This is a genomic window from Streptomyces sp. NPDC032198 (assembly GCF_040636975.1).
Classification (GTDB): domain Bacteria; phylum Actinomycetota; class Actinomycetes; order Streptomycetales; family Streptomycetaceae; genus Streptomyces.
Genome location: NZ_JBEZVL010000004.1, coordinates 382,721 through 401,548, shown reverse-complemented (window position 1 = coordinate 401,548; position 18,828 = coordinate 382,721). Strand labels below are relative to the sequence as shown.

Sequence of the window (18,828 nt, the reverse complement as noted above, 5' to 3'; positions counted from 1 at the left end):
GGGTCTAGAGGGTCCGGTGGGGTCAGTTGCCGACGCGGCGGCGCAGGTCCTGGAACGCGGTGTAGTTCGCGATCGTCTCGATGCGGCCGGGCGGCGCGAGCTGCACGGCCTCGTCGAGGGACTCGCAGACCCGGAAGTCCAGGCCTGCGACCTCAAGGCGCACGGCGAGGTCCAGCTTGCGGTCGCCGAGCACGAAGATCGGGTGGCCCGCCAGCCGGGTGTAGTCGACGTCCCACAGCCAGGAGGTGTCGGTGCCGTCGGCGCCACGGGCGTTCACGGAGAGGATCACCGGGGTGGGCGGCGGGTCGATCAGCGAAAACGTTTCGAGCCAGCCCGCCGGGTTCTTCGCGAGCAGCAGACGAAGGTCGCGGCCCTGGAACTGCACGACGTCATAGCGTCCGGCGACGGCCTGCACCTGGTACATCCGCTCCAGGGCGACCTGCGGTGGCACGCCGAAGACGGCGGCGACGGCGGCCGACGTGGTGGCGTTCGCCTTGTTCGCCCGGCCCGGCAGCTGCAGATGGATCGGCCAGGCCGAGCCGTGCGGGTCCAGGACGTGGTCACCGGAGAGCACCCAGCTGGGCGCGGGGCGGCGGAAGCCGCACTCGCCGCAGAACCAGTCGTCCCCGGGGCGCTGCATCACACCGCCGCAGGAGGGGCACGACCAGGCGTCGTCCTTCCACTCCTGGCCGGCGGCCACCCACACGACGTTCGGCGACGAGGACGCCGCCCAGACGACCAGCGGGTCGTCCGCGTTGGCGATCACGACCGCCTTGGAGCCCGCCAGACCCTCGCGCCAGTTCTCGGCCATCATGCGGGTCTCCGCGGCGCGGTCCAGCTGGTCGCGCGAGAGGTTGAGCAGCGCGATCGCCTTCGGCTCGACGTCGCGGGCGACACCGGCGAGATACTTCTCGTCGACCTCGATCACGCCGAACCGGGCGTCAGAACCGCCCGCGAGGGCCGAGGTGATCCCGGCCGGCATGTTCGCGCCCAGCGCGTTCGACACCACGGGCCCGCTGGCGCGCAGCGCCTCCGCGAGCAGCCGGGTCGTGGTCGTCTTGCCGTTCGTGGCAGAGACGAGCACCACGTCCAGGTGCGTGGCAAGACGCCCGAGCAGGTCGGGGTCGAGCTTGAGTGAGACGCGGCCGCCGATCACCGATCCGCTGCCGCGGCCCGCCGCGCGCGACACCGCCGCGGCCGCCTTGCCCGCCGTCACGGCCAGCTTGGCCCGCGGCGACAGCGGGTCCGTGTTGCCTGCCATCAGTTCTGGATCCTCCTTGCGTACGGCGCCGCGCCTGCCCCTGGCAACGCGATGAACCTCAGCCTATCGAGATCCACTGTCGAGCCCGAACCGCGGCACCACCCCGACCCCGGGGCTCTCCAAGGACCGTACCCTTGCGGCCATGCGACACGGCTCGATCCCGGGCGCCTCAGGGCGCGTACGACCTCTGACTCTGCTCGGTGACCCCGTGCTGCACAAGCGGTGTGCGGAGGTCACCGACTTCGGCCCCGAACTGGCCCGGCTCATCGAGGACATGTACGCCACGATGTACGCCGCCCAGGGCGTGGGTCTGGCCGCCAACCAGATCGGCGTGAGCCAGCGGGTCTTCGTGTACGACTGCCCGGACGACGACGATGTGCGCCATCTCGGCTACGTGGTGAATCCGCGCCTCGTGGACGTGGACGGGATCACCGTGCGCGGGCCGGAGGGCTGTCTGTCGCTGCCGGGCCTGGAGGCGAGCACCCCGCGCTTCGACCACACGGTGGTGGAGGGCGTCACCATGCACGGTGAGCCCATGAGGGTGCACGGAACCGGCTGGTTCGCGCGCTGCCTGCAGCACGAGTGCGACCACCTGGAGGGCGGGGTCTACACCGATCACGTCACGGGCTGGCGGCGGCGCAGGGTCCTGCGGGCCGCCGCCAAGGCGCCCTGGAGCGGCTGACCTTCGAGGGCCGACCGGTCCTCAGAACCCGGGGCCGCCCACGCGGTTGCCCGCCGCGGCGAGCCGTCCCCACAGCAGGTCGGCCAGGCTGCTGACCAACTCGGCGCGCGGGCAGGGCCGTTCGCCGAGCCACCAGTCGCCCGCCGCGTGCATCATGCCGACGATGCCGTGCCCCCACACGCGGGCGAGCTGCGCGCTGCCGGGGCCGAGGTCGACCCGCTCCTCGATGACCTGCGCGAGCTCCTCGCCCATGCGGCGCAGGACGGGCGCGGAGTGCAGGCCCACGTCGAAGCCCTGCTCGCCGGGTGCGGCGCCGTCCGAGGGGTGCATGAGGAAGCGGTAGACCTGCGGGCGGGACTCGATCGCCGCGAGGTAGGTGTCCAGCGTCTGCTCGACCCGCTCCCGGCGCTCGGCCGGGGCGTCCAGGGCGGCGCGCAGCGATTCGAGGAGCGCGTCGGTGTGCCGCTTGGCGAGCGCGGCGTACAGTCCGCCCTTGTCGCCGAAGTGCCGGTACAGGATCGGCTTGGTGATGCCTGCCTCGGCGGCGATGGCGTTCATCGAGGCGCCAGGCCCGTCACGCAGCACCACCCGGTCGGCGGCCTCCAGCAGCTCGCGCCGCCGACGCTCGGCAGACCGTTGCTGATCGGTCTGCTGTGTGGTGGTCTCCATAGCGTTTCTCTCCCCGCCCATGCGATTGCGCCCCGCACGCGCAACGTAACACCCCGCGCGAGGCGGCGATCGAACGGGCGGCCGGGAGTTGACAGCGGCTACCGGCCGGTAACAGACTCCAGTTACCGCAAGTAACGCACGTCTTCACCGCAGGTCCTGGAGGGGTCATGGCCGAGTTCACCATGGAGCTCAACGACGAACAGAAGGAGGTCCGGGACTGGCTCCACGGGTTCGCCGCTGACGTGATCCGGCCCGCCGCCGCCGAGTGGGACGAGCGCGAGGAGACCCCCTGGCCGATCATCCAGGAGGCCTCCAAGCTGGGGATCTACTCCCTGGACTTCTACGCCCAGCAGTTCTTCGACCCCACGGGCCTCGGCATCCCGATGGCCACCGAGGAGATCTTCTGGGGTGACGCGGGCATCGGCCTGTCCATCATGGGCACGGGCCTGGCCGCCGTCGGCGTCCTCGCCAACGGCACCGAGGAGCAGATCGGCACCTGGATCCCGCAGATGTACGGCGACGTGAACGACGTCAAGGTCGCCGCCTTCTGCTCCTCCGAGCCCGACGCGGGCTCCGACGTGGCGGCGATGCGCACCCGCGCCGTCTACGACGAGGCCAAGGACGAGTGGGTCCTCAACGGCACCAAGACCTGGGCGACCAACGGCGGCATAGCCAACGTGCACGTCGTCGTCGCGGTCGTGGACCCCGAGCTCGGCTCCAAGGGCCACGCCTCCTTCATCGTCCCGCCCAGTACCCCCGGTCTGTCCCAGGGCCAGAAGTTCAAGAAGCACGGCATCCGTGCCTCGCACACCGCCGAGGTCGCCCTGGAGGACGTCCGCGTCCCCGGCCACTGTCTGCTCGGCGGCAAGGAGAAGCTCGACGAGCGCCTCGCCCGCGCTCGCGAGCGCGCAAAGACCGGCGGTGAGCGCGTGAAGAACGCCGCGATGGCCACCTTCGAGGCGTCCCGCCCCGCGGTCGGCGCCATGGCCGTCGGCACGGCCCGCGCCGCGTACGAAGAGGCCCTGGAATACGCCAAGACGCGTACGCAGTTCGGTCGCCCGATCATCGACAACCAGGGCGTCGCCTTCCAGCTCGCCGACATGGCTACGCAGATCGACGCAGCGCGTCTGCTGGTCTGGCGCGCCTCGTGGATGGCGAGCACGGGCAAGAAGTTCGAGTCGGCCGAGGGCTCCATGTCCAAGCTGTACGCGAGCGAGGTCGCCAAGAAGGTCACCGCGCAGGCGGTGCAGATCCTCGGCGGCAACGGCTTCACGCGTGAGTACCCGGTGGAGCGCATGCACCGGGACGCCGCGATCTACACGATCTTCGAGGGCACGAGCGAGATCCAGCGCCTGGTGATCGCGCGCACGCTGTCGGGGATGCCGATCCGCTAGAGCGTCCGCTGTACGCCGAAATCCGCCCCTGCCGCTTGTGCGGCAGGGGCGGATTTCTGTGTGTGCGATGAGGACCGGCAGGAGGCTGCGCAGTCAGACTTGCAAGTTTACCTGTCTACCTCGTACGGTGCGGAGCATGAGCGCACACTCCGGTGACCCCACCCCCGAGCAGCTCGCCGCCGATCTCTCGGGCGCCGTCCGGCGGCTCGTACGGCGCTTCCGGGGCGTCTCGCCGCGGACCGGCCTCAGCCCCTCGCAGCGCTCCGTGCTCGCCCGGCTCGACGGTGACGGCCCCACCACCACCGCGGGCCTCGCCCGCGCGGAGCTCGTACGGCCGCAGTCGATGCGGATGACCGTGGCCGCGCTGGAGGAGATGGGGCTCGTCGGACGCAGCCCGGACCCCGACGACGGGCGGCAGTCCGTCGTCTCCGTGACCGACGAGGGGCGGCGCACCCTCACCGAGATGCGGGCCGCCAAGCGCGACTGGCTCGCCGCGGCGCTCGCCGATGAGCTCGACCCGGCGGAACGCCGCCAACTGGCCGATGCAGTCGAGCTGTTGGAGCGGCTGGTGCGCAAGTGAGGGCGGTGCCGTCCGCACCGGCCCGCCCGATACCGGGCGCGCGTCCCGCCTTCGGGGCCCGGCTCACCGCGCCCCTCCTGCTCGGCTCCCTGCTCAATCCGCTCAACACCACGATGATCTCCACCGGCCTGGTGGCGATCGGACACGACTTCGGGGTCGGCGCCTCCGACACCGCCTGGCTGGTCTCCGTCCTCTACCTCGCCAGCGCCGTCGCCCAGCCCGTCCTCGGCAGACTGGCCGACAGCGTCGGGCCACGCCGGGTCTTCCTCGGCGGGCTCGTGGTCGTGGTCGCCTCCGGCCTGGTGGGCGCGTTCGCCCCCGGATTCCTGTGGCTCCTCGTCTCGCGGCTGCTGCTCGGCATCGGTACGTCGGCGGCGTACCCGGCCGCGATGGCCGTCCTGCGCGACGAGTCACGCAGGCTCGGCACACCGACCCCGCGCACGGTCCTCGGACGCCTCTCCTTCGCCGCGCTCGGCAGCGCGGCGATCGGCCCGACCCTCGGCGGGCTGCTCGTGGCGACGGCCGGATGGCGCGGAATCTTCGCCGTCAACGTCCCCGTCGCGCTCATCGCGCTCGGCTGCGCGCTGCGCTGGATCCCGGCGGACGGGCCACGGGCCGAGCGGACGAAGGGCAGCGGATCGAGCACGCTCGACCCGCTCGGGATACTGCTCTTCAGCTCCGCGCTGACCTGCCTCGTCATCTTCCTGCTCGACCTGGCCCACCCCAGCTGGTGGCTGCTCGCCCCCGTGGCGGTGCTCTCCACCGCACTCACCTGGTGGCAGCTGCGCCACCCCCGCCCGTTCATCGACCTGCGCATGCTGGGCACCAACCACGCCCTCGCCCGCACCTACCTGCGGCACGGCCTGAGCTACCTCGTCGTCTACTGCGTGATGTACGGCTTCACCCAGTGGCTGGAGGAGGCCCGCGGCCTCTCGTCCCTGCACACCGGCCTCGTCATGCTGCCCATGTCCCTTGCCGCGCTGGCCTGTTCGCTGCTCGGAGCCCGTACGAAGGGCATCCGCGCCCCGCTGGGCATCGCCTCCGTCCTCCTCGTGGTCGGCGGCACGCTCCTCTTCTTCACCACGGGCGGCACCCCGCTGGCCGTGCTCCTCCTGACGGGCGCGTGCTTCGGCATCCCGCAGGGGTTCATGGGCACCAGCAACCAGGCCGCCGTCCAGATGTACGCGCCCGCCGACGCGATCGGCTCCGCGGCGGGGCTGCAGCGCACGGCCCAGTACATCGGGGCCATCGCAGCGTCCGGCCTGATCGGCCTCGCCTACGGGCAGCGGGCCGACGACGCCGGACTGCACCTCATGGCCGGGGTCGGCACCGTACTGGCGCTCGCCCTGGTCGTCCTGACCCACACCGACCGGGCGTTGCGCGCCCGCACCTGACCACACTCAAATCCCCCTGCAAGAGCCGTGAGAGAGAGACCAGCACCATGACTGCCACCACCCTTGACCCCACCACCGCCCTCGTCCTCGTCGACCTCCAAAAGGGCATCACCGCCCTGCCCACGGCCCACCCCTCCGCGGAGATCGTCGAGCGGTCCGCCCGCCTCGCCGACGCCTTCCGTGAGCGCGGCCTGCCCGTGGTCCTGGTCCGGGTCACCGGCGGCGCCCCCGGGCGCACCGAAGGCCCCGCCCGTGGCGGCGAGGTGCCCGCCGACTGGGCGGACCTGGTGCCCGAACTCGGCCGCCGGGACAGCGACATCGTCGTCACCAAGCAGCAGTGGGGCGCCTTCTACGGCACCGACCTCGACCTGCAGCTGCGCCGCCGAGGCGTCACCCAGGTCGTGGTCGCCGGTATCGCGACGAGCATCGGCGTCGAGTCGACGGCCCGCGCGGCGCACGAGCACGGCTACCACGTCACGGTCGCCGTCGACGCCGTGACCGACATGGACGCGGAGGCACACCGCAACAGCCTCGGGAAGATCTTCCCGAGGCTCGGCGAGACGGACACGGCGGACGCCATCGTGAAGCTGCTGCCGGCCGCCGGCTAGGGCTGATACACGTACGGCGTCGTGACGCTCAGCGGCACGAAGCCCAGCCGTTGGAGGATCGGGCGGCTGTCGTCGGAGGCGTCCACCTGGAGATAGCGGCAGCCGCGTTCGGCGGCGACGCGGGCGCGGTAGGCGACCAGGGCGCGGTAGATGCCCTTGCCGCGCCACTCGGGAGCGGTGCCGCCGCCCCACAGGCCCGCGAAGTCGGTGCCGGGGTAGAACTCCATCCTGGCCGAGCTGACCGGCGCGTCGCCCGCCATCGCGACCACGGCGACGATGCTCTCGGGGGTCTCGGCCAGCTGGGTCAGGACACGCTTGCTCAGCCGCTCGCTGAGCCCCGAGCCGTCCTCGCCGAAGGCGATCTCATGGGCGTCGGCCATCAGCCGTACGCCTGCCGCGTCCGTCACCGGGACCAGGCGTACCCCCTGCGGCACGTCGGGCTCCACGGACAGTCCGGCGACCTCGGCCACCATCACCGTCTCCGGCGGCTCGGGGACGAAGCCGGCTGCGAGCAGGCGGTCGGCGAGGTCGGTGGGGCGGTCCTGGGTGTACAGCTTCCATTCGAATGTGCGGCCCTCCGAAGTGAAGTGCCGCACCTGTTCGGTGATCGCCGCGTCGGCAGTGGCGGCGTCGAGGTCGGCCCAGTGGATGCCGTTCCAGTCGTGCTCGGCCCCGATCTGCCGGATAACGTTCCCGACGTGTTCGACGCGCGCGCCGGGGCTGCCCGTCTGTGCGCCGCGTCGGATCTGCCGGTCGTACGCCGCCCATACCGCTTCATGGTTCATGCGTGCACTTCAGCAGGGACGGTGAGGCACGGCAAAGGAATTAGGGGGCGGACTGCCAGTGGCAACGCAGCCCGGCGGTGATGAATCCCGGGCCGTACGCCACCGCCACGCCGTGTGCGCCGTCGTCGGGCGGCCCCGTGTACGTACGCTCCAGCACCCGCAAGACGCTGACAGCGCCCGTGTTGCCCTCATCGGTGAGTGTGTCCACCGAATGGCGAGCCGCCTGGGCTTCGAGGCCCAGTGCTTCCGCGGTGTCGGCGATCATCCGATGGCTGCCGGGGTGGATCACCACGAAGTCGACCGGGCGTGGTCCGAGCCAGTCCGTGAGGGCCGGGAGGGATGTGCTGACCGACGACGGAGCCTGCTTGGTGCTGTCGAAGTGCATTCCCCGGGCGTCGAGTCGGCCCCTGTACCGATCGAGACTCTCCGGCAGCGTGTACTCGAAGGTGTCGTCGATCGCCAGGCCGGGGGTCAGTGGGATGCCGGTGACGACCGCCGCCGCTCCCGCATCCGCGAACAACGCCTTGTAGATCATCGATTCGATGCTGGTGGCGGAATGGTTGTAGGAAGTCGAGAGAACTTCCGCCGCCACGACCAGCACCCTGCTGTCCGGCCTGACGGCGACGAGATCCGCCGCCCGGATCAAGGCCTGGACGCCGCCCGCGCAGGCAACCGTCGTCAGCGCCACACGGCGGACGGTGGGACGAAGGCCGAGTCGCGCCATGAGGTGGACGTCGAGATTGGGTACCGCCCAGCCGGTGGCGTGTGTGGTGACGATCGCGTCGATGTCTCCCGCGGTCAGCCCTGCCGCATCGAGGGCAGCTACGGCCGCCTGTTCGGACAGCGCGACGGCATCGTCGAACGCGGCCTGGGTGCGCTCGTGGACGTCGGCCGTGCCGGAGACGGTGGGGGAACTCAAAGGACGGCTGAAATAGCGCGATGAGACACCACAGTTGTCGATGATGCGCAAGATCGCTGCGAGCCGCGGATGGTCGTGATGATGTGCGCGTATGTCGTCAGCGATCTCATCGGTGGTGACTTTGTGGGCACCGAAAGCGGTTCTGGGACTGGATACGAAGGCCGGCACAGTAGCTCCCACATGGCTAGTTTTGGTGGGGGGTGCCGCTCAACGTACTTGACGTAGCGGAATCCGGATCCCTGCGCAACCCAGATGAGCACGAGACGGCGGCCGTCAGGTCGCTCGCAGCACGGGCGCACGGGTGTGGCTGCGCTGAGCGCCCGGCTTGAATATCAGGATGAACAGCCGCGCACCTGGTGATGCCATGGGCTGGGCCGCGCAGATGGAGACCCAGCCCGGCCCGCGCTGCGCGTGCCGCAACGGACGCTCGTGACCGTCGGGGTGGATCAGCGCACCGTCCGCCTCGTACAGGGCGGCGATGTCAGGGTCGGTGAGGACCTCCTTCTCGATCCGGCGGAGGATCTCGTCGTCCGGCCGGGCCGTGAGCGCGGCACGCAGCTGAGGCAGCACCATGGGTGCCCACGCGTTGCGCCAGTCCGTCAGGAATTCACGGCCGACACGGTCGAGCAGCATCCAGCGCATGGTGTTGCCGGGGACGTCGCCATGCGGGAAGAGTGCGGCGAAAGCGACGTTGTGGGCCAGAAGTTCCCACGAGGCATCGACGACGTACGCCATGTGGCTGATGCCGTCGACCGCTTCTTGCCACGACCCGGAGATCTCCTTGCCGGAGGACGAGTACAGCGGTCCCGGCGGATCCTGCAGCAGTGCATAGCGGTTGAGCGACACCCACTCCTGCTCATTGAGTCCGAAGAGCCGTGCCACGTCTCGCAGCAGCGAAGCAGGCGGATTGGGGTAACTGCCCGACTCCAGGCGGTGATACGTCCCGATGGCACGGTGCAGCAGCTGGTCGACCTGGTGCTGGGAGAGGCCGCGGGCGCGTCGCCCCTGGCCCGTGGGGCGGCTGAAGCCGTGCGATTCGGGGGCGATGAGGGCACGTCGTTCCCGGAGCAGAGCGCGGAGCGCCGTCTTGTTCATGGTGAGTAATCCCTCTTGGTGCACGCCGAGTTGAGCATCAGCAGTCTAAATATTCTCACCAGCTTTAATAGTAAAGATTGCCCGAAGAAAAACGATCAGTCGATGCTGCATCATGGGTGGAGCGGAACCACCGACCTGCGAGTTGCAACGTCGGTGGGTACGCGGACACAACTGTGGGGCACCTTGGCCGAGGAGCTCGAAATTGGCTGAAATTCCTCGGCGTTGGGTACCCCCTAGGCCCATTGGGCCGTTGCGGGAAGAGTATGGATCGGTTGTTCGAATTCCGATGCGTGTGGTCGGAAACGTCGCACTCGGGACGTACGACGCATGACTTCCCGAATCGGTTCCTGGGTCCACTGGCTGCGGCCGGTGCCGTCACTCGCCATTACGTAGCGGCCACGGTACCGGCCGCCCGCGGTTGTCCCCGGGCGGTTCACCCGGCGGGAAGCTGCTCCTCGGCCCGCGCCAGAACCTCCGTCACGCGCAGACCGAACCGAACGTCACAGGCGTGTGGTTGGCCGGATCGCGCCGATGCGACGAGCGCGTCGACCGCCGAGCGGAAGGCGTCGAGCGCTCCGCCACCCGACGGCATCAGGGCCGTCCCCGACTCGCCCCGCAGCTCCACGGTCACTCCTGCCGCCTTCGGCGGCGTGCTCAGACTCAGCGCCGCCGTGCTGGACGCCCCGCCGCCGTGCCGCAGGACCAGATGCACCAGATCTCCCCGGCCGGGCACCGCCGTCACGTCGGTCACGTCGCCGAGCACCGGCATCAGGATGGAGAGGGCGTGCGGGCCGACGTCCCACAGGCCGCCCCGTTGTGCCCGCCACGGCGAGGAGAACGGGCTGGTCCCGTCCGCCGCGTAGAACGCGCCGTACCAGTCGGCGCGGCCCGTGAACCAGCCCTCCGTCGCCGCCTGTTCCGTCACCCAGGCCGACGTCGGCCCGGCGAAACGCAGCGTGAAGAAGACGACGGACGCCACCCGGGCCGCCCCGGCCGCCGCCGCGAGATCGCGCGCCGCGGTCACCGTCGTCGCCACCGGCTTGTCCAGGAGCAGATGACAGCCCGCCGCCGCGGCCCGCGTGGCCAGCGGCGCCTGCACGTCCGGCGGAACGGCGAACGCCACCGCGTCGCTGGCGGCGAACAGCTCGTCCACGTCCGCGTACGCCGTGATGGCGTGCGCCGACGCCAGCGCGGCCGCCGCGTCGGGACGCCTTCCCCACACGCCGTGGAACTCCACGTCCGGGTGCGCGGCGAGCGCAGGAGCGTGCGTGGACGAGGCCCACGGACCCGTGCCGACCAGTCCACATCGCAGTTTTTTCATGGTCGGCATTATGGCTGACTCCCTACCGTCGGCGATGGCGAAGCCCAGTGGTCGCAAGGCAGTCGACCGCTCTCCGCTCTCGCGTCCAAGCGGCGAGTGGCTTGATATCGATTCCGAACTCGGCGGTGGTGAAAGCCGATTCACCCGCTATGGTGAATTCCTATTCACTTGGCTTTGTCTCCCTTTGCTTTCTGGACGCCCGGGCCCGTGCTGGAGGGATCATGAAGTTCGCCCCGATATCTTCCGCACACGGCGTCGGCATGTGCTCCCGCCTGACGGTTCCGGTGCTGGCCTTCGGCGGCATTCTCATGGCGGTCACGCAGACGGTGGTCGTGCCACTGCTGCCCGATCTGCCTCGTCTGACCGGCAGTTCACCCGGCGCGGTGTCCTGGCTGGTCACTGCCACACTCCTGGCCGGTGCCGTCCTCACGCCCGTGCTCGGCCGGGCGGGCGACATGTACGGCAAGAGGCGGGTGCTGCTCGCCGCGCTCGGCCTGATGACCGTGGGCTCGACCCTGTGCGCGCTCACCTCCGACATCCGGGTGCTGATCGCGGCCCGCGCGCTGCAGGGCGCGGCGGCAGCCGTCGTCCCGCTGTCGATCAGCATCCTGCGGGACGAACTCCCGCCGGAGCGCACCGGTTCCGCGGTGGCGTTGATGAGCTCGACGGTCGGGATCGGGGCGGCACTGGGCCTGCCGCTCGCCGCGCTGATCGTGCAGTACGCGGACTGGCACGCCATGTTCTGGGCCACGAGCGCGCTGGGCGCGATCGGTCTCGCCCTCGCCTGGTGGACCGTACGGGAGTCACCGGTCCGCTCGCCGGGGCGCTTCGACACCTGGGGTGCGCTGGGGCTCGCCGTCGGTCTGGTCTGCCTTCTGCTCGCCGTCTCGCAGGGCGGCCAGTGGGGGTGGGGCAGCGTGCCTGTGCTCGGCCTGTTCGCCGGCGCCTTCGTCGTCCTGGCCGTGTGGTGCAGGCAGCAACTCCGCGCGAAACAGCCCCTGGTGGATCTGCGCCTGGCGTCCGGGCGCCGGGTGGCGCTGCCCCATGTGGCGGCGCTCCTGGCGGGATTCGCCTTCTACGCCAACTCGCTGGTCACCGCCCAGCTGGTGCAGGCACCCCTCGCGAGCGGCTACGGACTCGGCCTGTCCATCGTGGCGACGGGGCTCTGCCTGCTGCCCAACGGCCTGATCATGCTGGTGCTCTCGCCCGTGTCGGCCCGCGTCTCCACCGCCTACGGCGCCCGCGTGACGCTGGCGATCGGGTCCGGTCTCATCGCCCTCGGCTACGTCGTGCGCATCATCGACAGCCGCCACCTGTGGGTGATCATCCTGGGAGCGGCCGTCGTCTCCACGGGAACGACGTTCGCCTACTCGGCCCTGCCCACCCTGATCCTGCGGGCGGTTCCCCTCGCGCAGACCGCGTCGGCCAACGGTGTGAACGTCTTGATGCGCACCATCGGGCAGAGCGTGTGCAGCGCGGCGGTCGCCGCCGTGCTCGTCCGGCACACCACCCTGATCGACGGGGTGCACGTGCCGACCCTGCCGGGCTACCAACTGGCCTTCGCCATGGCCGGAACCATCGCACTCGTCGCCTGCGCCGCGGCCATCGCCATACCCTCGGACGCGGCACCGGACGGCCCTCGCCGACCCGCCGGACGGCCAGGACCCACGCAGGAGACGGCCCTGGAAGGAAGCAGCTGACGCCATGGAGACCTCTGACGCCACGGACGCATCCGCCCCCGGCGCGGCAGCGGCGCCCGACGCTCCCGCCCCCGGGCCCGCCCGCCGCGACGCCGAAGCGACCAGGGCCGCCATCGTCCGGGCCGCCCGCTACCTCATGGCCCGGCACGCCCACGCCGACATCACGCTCAAGGCGGTGGCCGAACGGGCCGGTGTGAGCGCGCCGTTGATCCTGAAGTACTTCGGCAACAAGGACGCGCTCTTCGCCCGCATCATGTCCTTCGAGGCCGACGCCGAGGCCCTGCTCGACGCGCCGCTGCCCGTACTGGGCCACCACATGGTCCACCACCTGCTGACCGGCCAGGCCGAGCACGGCGCCGACCCCATCCTGCGGATCGTCTTCGCCCCCCTCCACCGCGAACAGGGCGACACCCTGCGCGACAACTTCCGTACGCAGGTGGTGCGCCGCCTCGGTGAACGCCTCGAAGGGCCGGACGCGGGCCTGCGCGCCGAGCTCGCGGTGGGCACGCTGCTCGGGCTGGGCGTGATGTACGGGATAGCCCGCGGGCCCCACCTGCGCGGCACACCCGTCGCCGAGATCACCGAGCGGTACGCGCCCACCGTGCAGGCCTTCCTCACCCCTCCGTGAGGGCGGCCGGCGAGCGGGTGCGGTGTGTCCGCCGCATGTGCCGCCCCGGCTGCGTATCGTCGGCCGTGCGGTCGCGCCGACCTCCGGAGGGCTCCTCGGTCTCCGTATCCCCACCACCTCCGGAACGGAGAGCACGTATGAACGACGCGAGTGAACGCCCGGCCCTGGCGAGCGAGTTGGGCATGGAACCGCACCCGGAAGGCGGCTGGTTCGTCGAGACCTGGGCGTCGGGCCACTCCTTCACGCCCACCGGCTATCCCGGCGCGCGGACTGCGGCCACCGCCATCTACTTCCTGCTCTGCCCGGGAGAGGAGTCCCGCTGGCACGTGGTGCGCTCCGACGAGATCTGGCTGTGGCACCGCGGCGGAGCCCTTGACCTGCGCCTGGGAGGTGACGGCGAGCTCCCGAAGGAGGGTGCGGCACCCATGCGTCTGGGCCCGGGCGTCGAGCACGGCGAACGCCCGCAGATCCTGGTCCCCGGCGGTGTGTGGCAGGCGGCGCGCCCCACCGGTGACGAACCGGTCCTGGTGAGCTGTGTCGTCGCGCCCGGCTTCGACTACGCGGACTTCCGGCTGGCGGACTGACGCGGCGCGGCGGTGGCCGCCTCCGCCGCCCGCCCGGAGCACACCACCGTGGCCGTCGAGTCCTTGCCCCGGTGCACGACCGCGACCGCCGCGAGCCCGACCGCGAGGCCCAACGCGGTCTGTACGCCGAAGGGTTCGCCGAACATCAGGGCGCCCCACAGGGCGGTCACCGGCGCCATCAGGAACATGAGCGTGTTGACCTGCGTGACACCGGAGCGCCGCAGGATCAGCCAGTAGAGCCCGTACCCGCCGAAGGTGGAGAGGGTCACCAGCCAGCTGATCGCCACCCAGAACGACGACTCGGCCGGCGGTGTCGCGGCGCCCGCGCCCACGGCGAGCGCGGTGAAGATGACGGCGCTGGTCACGCAGTGGACCGTCATGGAGACCGCCGGGGTGACCGGGTTGGGAGAGCGGCGGTCCAGGAAGGTCGCCGCGACCAGCGAGAACATCCCGAGGAACGGCACCAGATAGGCCCACCAGGGAGCATCGGTGCCGCCAGTGGCGTCCGCCGCGGTCACGATGACGACCCCGGTCACGCCGAGGCCGAGGCCCACCCACTGCGTGCGCGAGACGTACTGGCCGAGCAGGGGGCCGGCGAGGGCGCCCGCGACCAGCGGCTGGGTGCCGTCGATCAGGGCGGTGGTGCCGCTGGAGACGCCGAGCTGGATCGCGTAGTACACGGTGAGCAGATAGCCGCTCTGCGACAGTGCCCCGACCACCGCCTGCCGTAGTGCGTCGCGTGCCGTGAGCCCGCGCCAGGAGGCCCGCGCCACGGTGAGGGCGACGACCACGAGCACCAGGGCCAGCGGCAGGAACCGCCACATCAGGACCGTGACGGCGGACGCACTCCCGGCGCCCAGCTTGGCTCCGATGAAACCCGAGCTCCAGGTCAGTACGAACGCGATCGAGAGCAGGACGTTCATGGCGTTCCTCCGATGGCGGTTGCGGTTCTTGAAGGCCGTCAGGAGTGGACGGTGAAGTAAACCGATCTGTTTACTGGCTGCCGAGTATACAGATCGGTTTACTATGGGGGTATGGGTGACAGGGTGAGTGAGATCGCGAAGGCCATCGCGGGTGCCGGGAGCGCGCCGCGCAGGATCGCCATGACGCCGGGCGCGCGGCGCGTGCTCGACGCCGCGAGCGCGCTGTTCTACGACCGCGGCATCCACGCCGTCGGGGTGGATCTCATCGCGGCCGAGGCCGGGGTCACGAAGAAGACGCTGTACGACCGGTTCGGCTCCAAGGAGCAGATCGTCGTCGAGTATCTGGCGGCCCGCGACGAGCGCTGGCAGGCCTTCCTCACGCCGTACGTCGAGGGCGCGACCACTCCGCGGGCCAGGATCCTGGCCGTTTTCGACGCCGCGCGCGACTGGGCGGGCGAGTTCAGCACCAAGGGCTGCAGCATGGTCAAGGCGCACGCCGAGATCAGTGACCCCGCGCACCCCGCGTATCAGGTCATCGCCGGCCAGAAGGCCTGGATGCTCGCCCTGTTCACCGGCCTCGCCCGCGACATCGCGCCCCGGCGTGCGGCGAAGCTCGGCCGTACCCTCATGTTGCTCCACGAGGGTGCCCTGGTCGCGCACGGCCTGAACGTCTTCCCGGACGCGATCGGGCATGCCCGTGACGAGGGGGCGACGCTGCTTCGCGACACTCTCCGTGCCGCCTCCGCCGCTGAAGAAAAGCGCAGGTGAGAGCCCCTTTGGGGAAGTCTTTGCCATTGGCCGGAATGCGCCGTTCCGTGTTACCGGCTCATTGACCGTATGCAGGTGGCGGGCCCACGCTGGCGATATAGCTGCTGCCTACACCTAGTGCGATCTGCAATCAGTTTCTCGGGTGCGGCGCAGAGGCAGCGTGATGCAGGAGGTAGCGCATGTGTGGCATTACTGGCTGGGTCTCCTTCGACCGCGATCTGCGGTCCGCGTCCGGAATGTTGGACACGATGACCGAGACGATGTCCTGCCGCGGCCCCGACGACCGCGGAACCTGGATCGAAGGCCCCGCCGGACTCGGTCACCGCAGGCTCGCGATCATCGACCTGCCCGGCGGGCGCCAGCCCATGACCGTGCGGACACCGCACGGCACCGTCGCGCTCGTCTACTCGGGGGAGACCTACAACTTCACCGAACTCCGCCGCGAACTGGCCGGGCGTGGGCATGAGTTCACCACCGAATCCGACACCGAGGTCGTCCTGCGCGGCTATCTGGAGTGGGGCGAGGCGCTCGCCGAGCGGCTCAACGGCATGTACGCGTTCGCGGTGTGGGACGGCAGGCACGACAAGCTCGTCATGATCCGCGACCGGATGGGCATCAAGCCCTTCTACTACTACGAGACCCCGGACGGCGTCCTGTTCGGCTCCGAGCCCAAGGCGATCCTCGCCAACTCGCTGGCGCGCGCCCGCGTGACCGCCGACGGACTGCGAGAGCTCTTCGCCATGGTCAAGACCCCCGGCCACGCCGTGTGGGACGGCATGAACGAGGTCGAGCCCGGCACCGTCGTGACCGTCGACCGCGCCGGTCTGCGCCGCCACGTCTACTGGCAGCTGGAGACCCGTCCGCACCCCGACGACCGCGTGGAGTCCGTCGCCAAGGTGCGCGAGCTCCTCGACGACATCGTGCGCCGCCAGCTCGTCTCGGACGTGCCCCGCTGCACCCTGCTCTCCGGCGGCCTCGACTCCTCGGCGATGACCGCGATCGCGGCGCGTCAACTCGGTGAAACGGGCGAAACCGTACGCAGCTTCGCCGTCGACTTCGTCGGCCAGAGCGAGAACTTCGTCGCCGACGCGCTGCGCTCCACCCCGGACACGCCGTATGTGCACGACGTGGCCAAGGCGGCCGGCACCGATCACCGCGACATCGTCCTGGACTCGCACGCCCTGGCCGACCCCGAGGTCCGGGCCAAGATGATCCGCGCCCGCGACCTGCCCATGGGCTTCGGCGACATGGACGCCTCCCTCTACCTCCTCTTCCGGTCCATCCGCGAACACTCGACGGTCGCGCTCTCGGGTGAGTCGGCGGACGAAGTCTTCGGCGGCTACCTCCAGTTCTTCGACGAGGACGCCCGCAACGCCGACACCTTCCCTTGGCTGGTGCGGTTCGCCGAGCACTTCGGCGACGACGCCGACGTCCTGCGGCCGGACCTGACCGCCGCCCTCGACCTGCCCTCGTACATCCAGGGCAGCTACGACACCGCCGTCGCCGGGATCCGGCGCCTCGACGGCGAGAGCGACTTCGAGTTCCGGATGCGCAGGATCTGCCACCTGCACCTGACCCGGTTCGTGCGCATCCTGCTCGACCGCAAGGACCGCGCGAGCATGGCCGTCGGGCTCGAGGTGCGGGTGCCGTTCTGCGACCACCGCCTGGTCGAGTACGTCTACAACGCCCCCTGGTCCCTGAAGTCCTTCGACGGCCGGGAGAAGAGTCTGCTGCGGGAGGCGACGGCCGACGTCCTGCCGCGCTCCGTGTACGACCGGGTGAAGAGCCCCTATCCCTCCACGCAGGACCCCAAGTACGCCCTCGCCCTCCAGGAGCACGTCAAGGATCTCCTCGCCGAGCCCGCCCACCCGGTCTTCGACCTCGTCGACCGGGACCGGGTGCTGCGGGCGGCGGGACGCGACGTACCGCAGATCACTCAGGCGTCCCGGCGTGGCCTCGAACGCACGCTCGACCTGGCGCTCTGGCTCGACCTCTACAAGCCGGAGATTTCCCTGGTCTGAGCCTCACCGGCCCGGTCTCACTGCTCGGAGCGGCTGCGGACCGTCGGCTGGGGTGGAACCCGCTCCTCGGGGGCGGGCTCCACCGTGGTCGCGAGGGTGTCGAGGAAGCGCTGGAGTGCCGGGGCGCCACCGGGTCCCAGGCTGCGGCGGATGGGGGGCACGGCCGCCGGGGTGCCGGAGCCGGGCCGGTTCCCGGCGGTGGGGCAGGGGAGTTCCGTCGCGTCGACGGTCACGGCCCGGCGTATGAACTCATCGACCGGGAGGCCGAGTTGGTCCGCGTTCCGCAGGACCGCTTCGTACTCGTCTGGTGTGAACAAGACCTGCACAGGCTTGGCACCGTCCATGAACGCATGATGCCGCTCCGGGGGTGCGCCGCGCGGTGCGGTTGGCATATTCGCGCTCGAAGGCGTGAAACGGACCGAAGTGGACATGGGTGGTCGAAAATAGAGGTAGGCCCCGACCGGACGGGGGAATCGCGATCGGGACCTACGTACTGTTCAACGGTGAACCAATAGTCGGTGTTCCCAGGTCGGGGGCCTGTTCCTGTGAGCTGCGTTACGTCCAGGACGCCATCGGGGGTGTATCCACCGCCACCCCGATCTTGGGTCGTACGCCCAATGTGCCGGGCCCCGGCCGTCCGTAGCTTCTGAGGTGTGGCGCAGCGGGCGCCCGCCGGAAGGGATGGTCGGCCATGTTTCGTCGTACGGGCAGGACCGGATCCGCCAGGAGCGCCGAAGCGCTGCGGCTGGTCAAGGTGAGCAAGACCCACGGGGCCGACGAGAGCGCCGTGACCGCGCTCGACGGCGTGACGCTGAGCCTGCGCGCGGGAAGCTTCACCGCCGTGATGGGCCCTTCCGGGTCCGGCAAGTCCACCCTGCTGCAGTGCGCGGCAGGCCTCGACCGGCCCGACTCCGGCATCGTCGTGGTGGACGGCGAGGAGATGACGGGCGGCGGCGAGGCCGAGCTGACCAAGTTCCGCAGGCAGCGCATCGGCTTCGTCTTCCAGCAGTACAACCTGCTGCCCACCCTCACCGTCGCGCAGAACACGACGCTTCCCCTGAAGCTCGCGCGCCGCCGGATCGACCGGGACAAGGCCCGCGGGATCCTCACCCAGGTCGGCCTCGGCGACCGCCTGGGACACCTCCCCGACCAGCTCTCCGGCGGCCAGCGCCAGCGCGTGGCCATCGCACGGGCCCTGGTCACCGAGCCGAGTGTGATCTTCGCCGACGAGCCGACCGGCGCCCTGGACACCCGCAGCGCGCGGGACGTCCTGCGGCTGCTCCAGGAGACCGTGCGGGTGCACGGCAGGACCGTGGTGATGGTGACGCACGACCCGGTCGCCGCCTCGTACGCCGACTCCGTGCTGTTCCTCGCGGACGGCCGCCTGGCCGGGCACCTTCAGGCCCCGACCGTCGACGCCGTCGCCGAGCGCCTCGCGCACCTGGGCGACGCCGTGGCGGGCGCGAGCTCCGACACGATGGCACTGGGGGTCTGAG

Annotated in this window: 19 protein-coding genes; 11 read left to right on the top strand and 8 right to left on the bottom strand. The window is 70.6% G+C overall.

Going from position 1 to position 18,828, the window contains the following annotated elements:
- Positions 1-22 precede the first annotated feature (22 nt).
- Positions 23-1,261 (bottom strand): MurT ligase domain-containing protein, encoded by a 1,239-nt coding sequence (locus tag AB0E78_RS12805; RefSeq protein ID WP_361831312.1) that lies wholly within the window; start codon positions 1,259-1,261, stop codon positions 23-25.
- A gap of 142 nt (positions 1,262-1,403) precedes the next feature.
- On the opposite strand from AB0E78_RS12805, the gene def reads away from it, so the two are divergent.
- On the top strand, positions 1,404-1,943 hold the full coding sequence (gene def, locus AB0E78_RS12800; RefSeq protein WP_361831310.1) for a peptide deformylase: 540 nt from the start codon (positions 1,404-1,406) through the stop codon (positions 1,941-1,943).
- 21 nt (positions 1,944-1,964) lie between these two features.
- Here the strand turns inward: def and AB0E78_RS12795 are convergent, their stop codons facing one another.
- Positions 1,965-2,612, bottom strand: a complete 648-nt coding sequence (locus AB0E78_RS12795; RefSeq protein ID WP_361831308.1) for a TetR family transcriptional regulator — start codon at positions 2,610-2,612, stop codon at positions 1,965-1,967.
- A 167-nt stretch (positions 2,613-2,779) separates the two neighbouring features.
- Between AB0E78_RS12795 and AB0E78_RS12790 the strand changes: the two genes are divergently transcribed.
- The 4 genes from AB0E78_RS12790 (at position 2,780) to AB0E78_RS12775 (ending at position 6,588) form a co-directional block, all read left to right on the top strand.
- On the top strand, positions 2,780-4,006 hold the full coding sequence (locus AB0E78_RS12790) for an acyl-CoA dehydrogenase family protein (protein WP_361831306.1): 1,227 nt from the start codon (positions 2,780-2,782) through the stop codon (positions 4,004-4,006).
- A 136-nt stretch (positions 4,007-4,142) separates the two neighbouring features.
- The gene (locus AB0E78_RS12785) at positions 4,143-4,586 is read left to right on the top strand and encodes a MarR family transcriptional regulator (protein ID WP_361831304.1); all 444 of its coding nucleotides are present in this window, start codon (positions 4,143-4,145) and stop codon (positions 4,584-4,586) included.
- A gap of 5 nt (positions 4,587-4,591) precedes the next feature.
- Positions 4,592-5,980, top strand: a complete 1,389-nt coding sequence (locus tag AB0E78_RS12780) for an MFS transporter (protein ID WP_361831302.1) — start codon at positions 4,592-4,594, stop codon at positions 5,978-5,980.
- 47 nt (positions 5,981-6,027) lie between these two features.
- Positions 6,028-6,588, top strand: coding sequence for an isochorismatase family protein (locus AB0E78_RS12775; RefSeq protein WP_361831300.1), 561 nt, complete (start codon positions 6,028-6,030; stop codon positions 6,586-6,588).
- On the opposite strand, the gene AB0E78_RS12770 is transcribed toward AB0E78_RS12775, so the two are convergent.
- The 4 genes from AB0E78_RS12770 to AB0E78_RS12755 all read right to left on the bottom strand — a co-directional run bounded on the left by AB0E78_RS12770 (position 6,585) and on the right by AB0E78_RS12755 (position 10,717).
- Positions 6,585-7,373 carry a GNAT family N-acetyltransferase gene (locus AB0E78_RS12770; RefSeq protein WP_361831298.1) on the bottom strand — a complete coding sequence of 263 codons (789 nt, stop codon included), beginning with the start codon at positions 7,371-7,373 and terminating at the stop codon, positions 6,585-6,587. The two genes, AB0E78_RS12775 and AB0E78_RS12770, sit on opposite strands and share 4 nt — an antisense overlap.
- Before the next feature lie 40 nt (positions 7,374-7,413).
- Entirely contained in the window at positions 7,414-8,460 is a 1,047-nt protein-coding gene (locus AB0E78_RS12765) for a 3-oxoacyl-[acyl-carrier-protein] synthase III C-terminal domain-containing protein (protein ID WP_361831296.1), read from the bottom strand.
- Between the two features lie 105 nt (positions 8,461-8,565).
- Positions 8,566-9,387 (bottom strand): helix-turn-helix domain-containing protein, encoded by an 822-nt coding sequence (locus AB0E78_RS12760; RefSeq protein ID WP_361831294.1) that lies wholly within the window; start codon positions 9,385-9,387, stop codon positions 8,566-8,568.
- 433 nt (positions 9,388-9,820) lie between these two features.
- Positions 9,821-10,717, bottom strand: coding sequence for a Gfo/Idh/MocA family oxidoreductase (locus AB0E78_RS12755; RefSeq protein ID WP_361831292.1), 897 nt, complete (start codon positions 10,715-10,717; stop codon positions 9,821-9,823).
- A 212-nt stretch (positions 10,718-10,929) separates the two neighbouring features.
- Here AB0E78_RS12755 and AB0E78_RS12750 point away from each other — a divergent pair, with 212 nt between their 5' ends.
- From AB0E78_RS12750 to AB0E78_RS12740, 3 genes are all read left to right on the top strand, one after another.
- Positions 10,930-12,408 (top strand): MFS transporter, encoded by a 1,479-nt coding sequence (locus tag AB0E78_RS12750; protein WP_361831290.1) that lies wholly within the window; start codon positions 10,930-10,932, stop codon positions 12,406-12,408.
- A 4-nt stretch (positions 12,409-12,412) separates the two neighbouring features.
- Complete coding sequence (locus AB0E78_RS12745; RefSeq protein WP_361831288.1) at positions 12,413-13,036, top strand: TetR family transcriptional regulator; 624 nt, start codon at positions 12,413-12,415, stop codon at positions 13,034-13,036.
- 137 nt (positions 13,037-13,173) lie between these two features.
- Positions 13,174-13,620, top strand: a complete 447-nt coding sequence (locus AB0E78_RS12740) for a cupin domain-containing protein (protein ID WP_361831286.1) — start codon at positions 13,174-13,176, stop codon at positions 13,618-13,620.
- On the opposite strand, the gene AB0E78_RS12735 is transcribed toward AB0E78_RS12740, so the two are convergent.
- The gene (locus tag AB0E78_RS12735) at positions 13,593-14,543 is read right to left on the bottom strand and encodes a DMT family transporter (protein ID WP_361831285.1); all 951 of its coding nucleotides are present in this window, start codon (positions 14,541-14,543) and stop codon (positions 13,593-13,595) included. The genes AB0E78_RS12740 and AB0E78_RS12735 overlap by 28 nt on opposite strands.
- Before the next feature lie 180 nt (positions 14,544-14,723).
- On the opposite strand from AB0E78_RS12735, the gene AB0E78_RS12730 reads away from it, so the two are divergent.
- Together AB0E78_RS12730 and asnB are read left to right on the top strand one after the other, a co-directional pair.
- Positions 14,724-15,311 (top strand): helix-turn-helix domain-containing protein, encoded by a 588-nt coding sequence (locus AB0E78_RS12730; protein WP_361831762.1) that lies wholly within the window; start codon positions 14,724-14,726, stop codon positions 15,309-15,311.
- Positions 15,312-15,490: 179 nt separating this feature from the next.
- A complete protein-coding gene (asnB, locus tag AB0E78_RS12725) occupies positions 15,491-17,332 on the top strand; it encodes an asparagine synthase (glutamine-hydrolyzing) (RefSeq protein WP_361831283.1) in 1,842 nt (613 codons plus the stop codon).
- 17 nt (positions 17,333-17,349) lie between these two features.
- Here asnB and AB0E78_RS12720 read toward each other — a convergent pair whose 3' ends face one another.
- Positions 17,350-17,676, bottom strand: coding sequence for a hypothetical protein (locus AB0E78_RS12720; protein WP_361831282.1), 327 nt, complete (start codon positions 17,674-17,676; stop codon positions 17,350-17,352).
- 347 nt (positions 17,677-18,023) lie between these two features.
- On the opposite strand from AB0E78_RS12720, the gene AB0E78_RS12715 reads away from it, so the two are divergent.
- Complete coding sequence (locus AB0E78_RS12715; RefSeq protein ID WP_361831280.1) at positions 18,024-18,827, top strand: ABC transporter ATP-binding protein; 804 nt, start codon at positions 18,024-18,026, stop codon at positions 18,825-18,827.
- Position 18,828 lies beyond the last annotated feature (1 nt).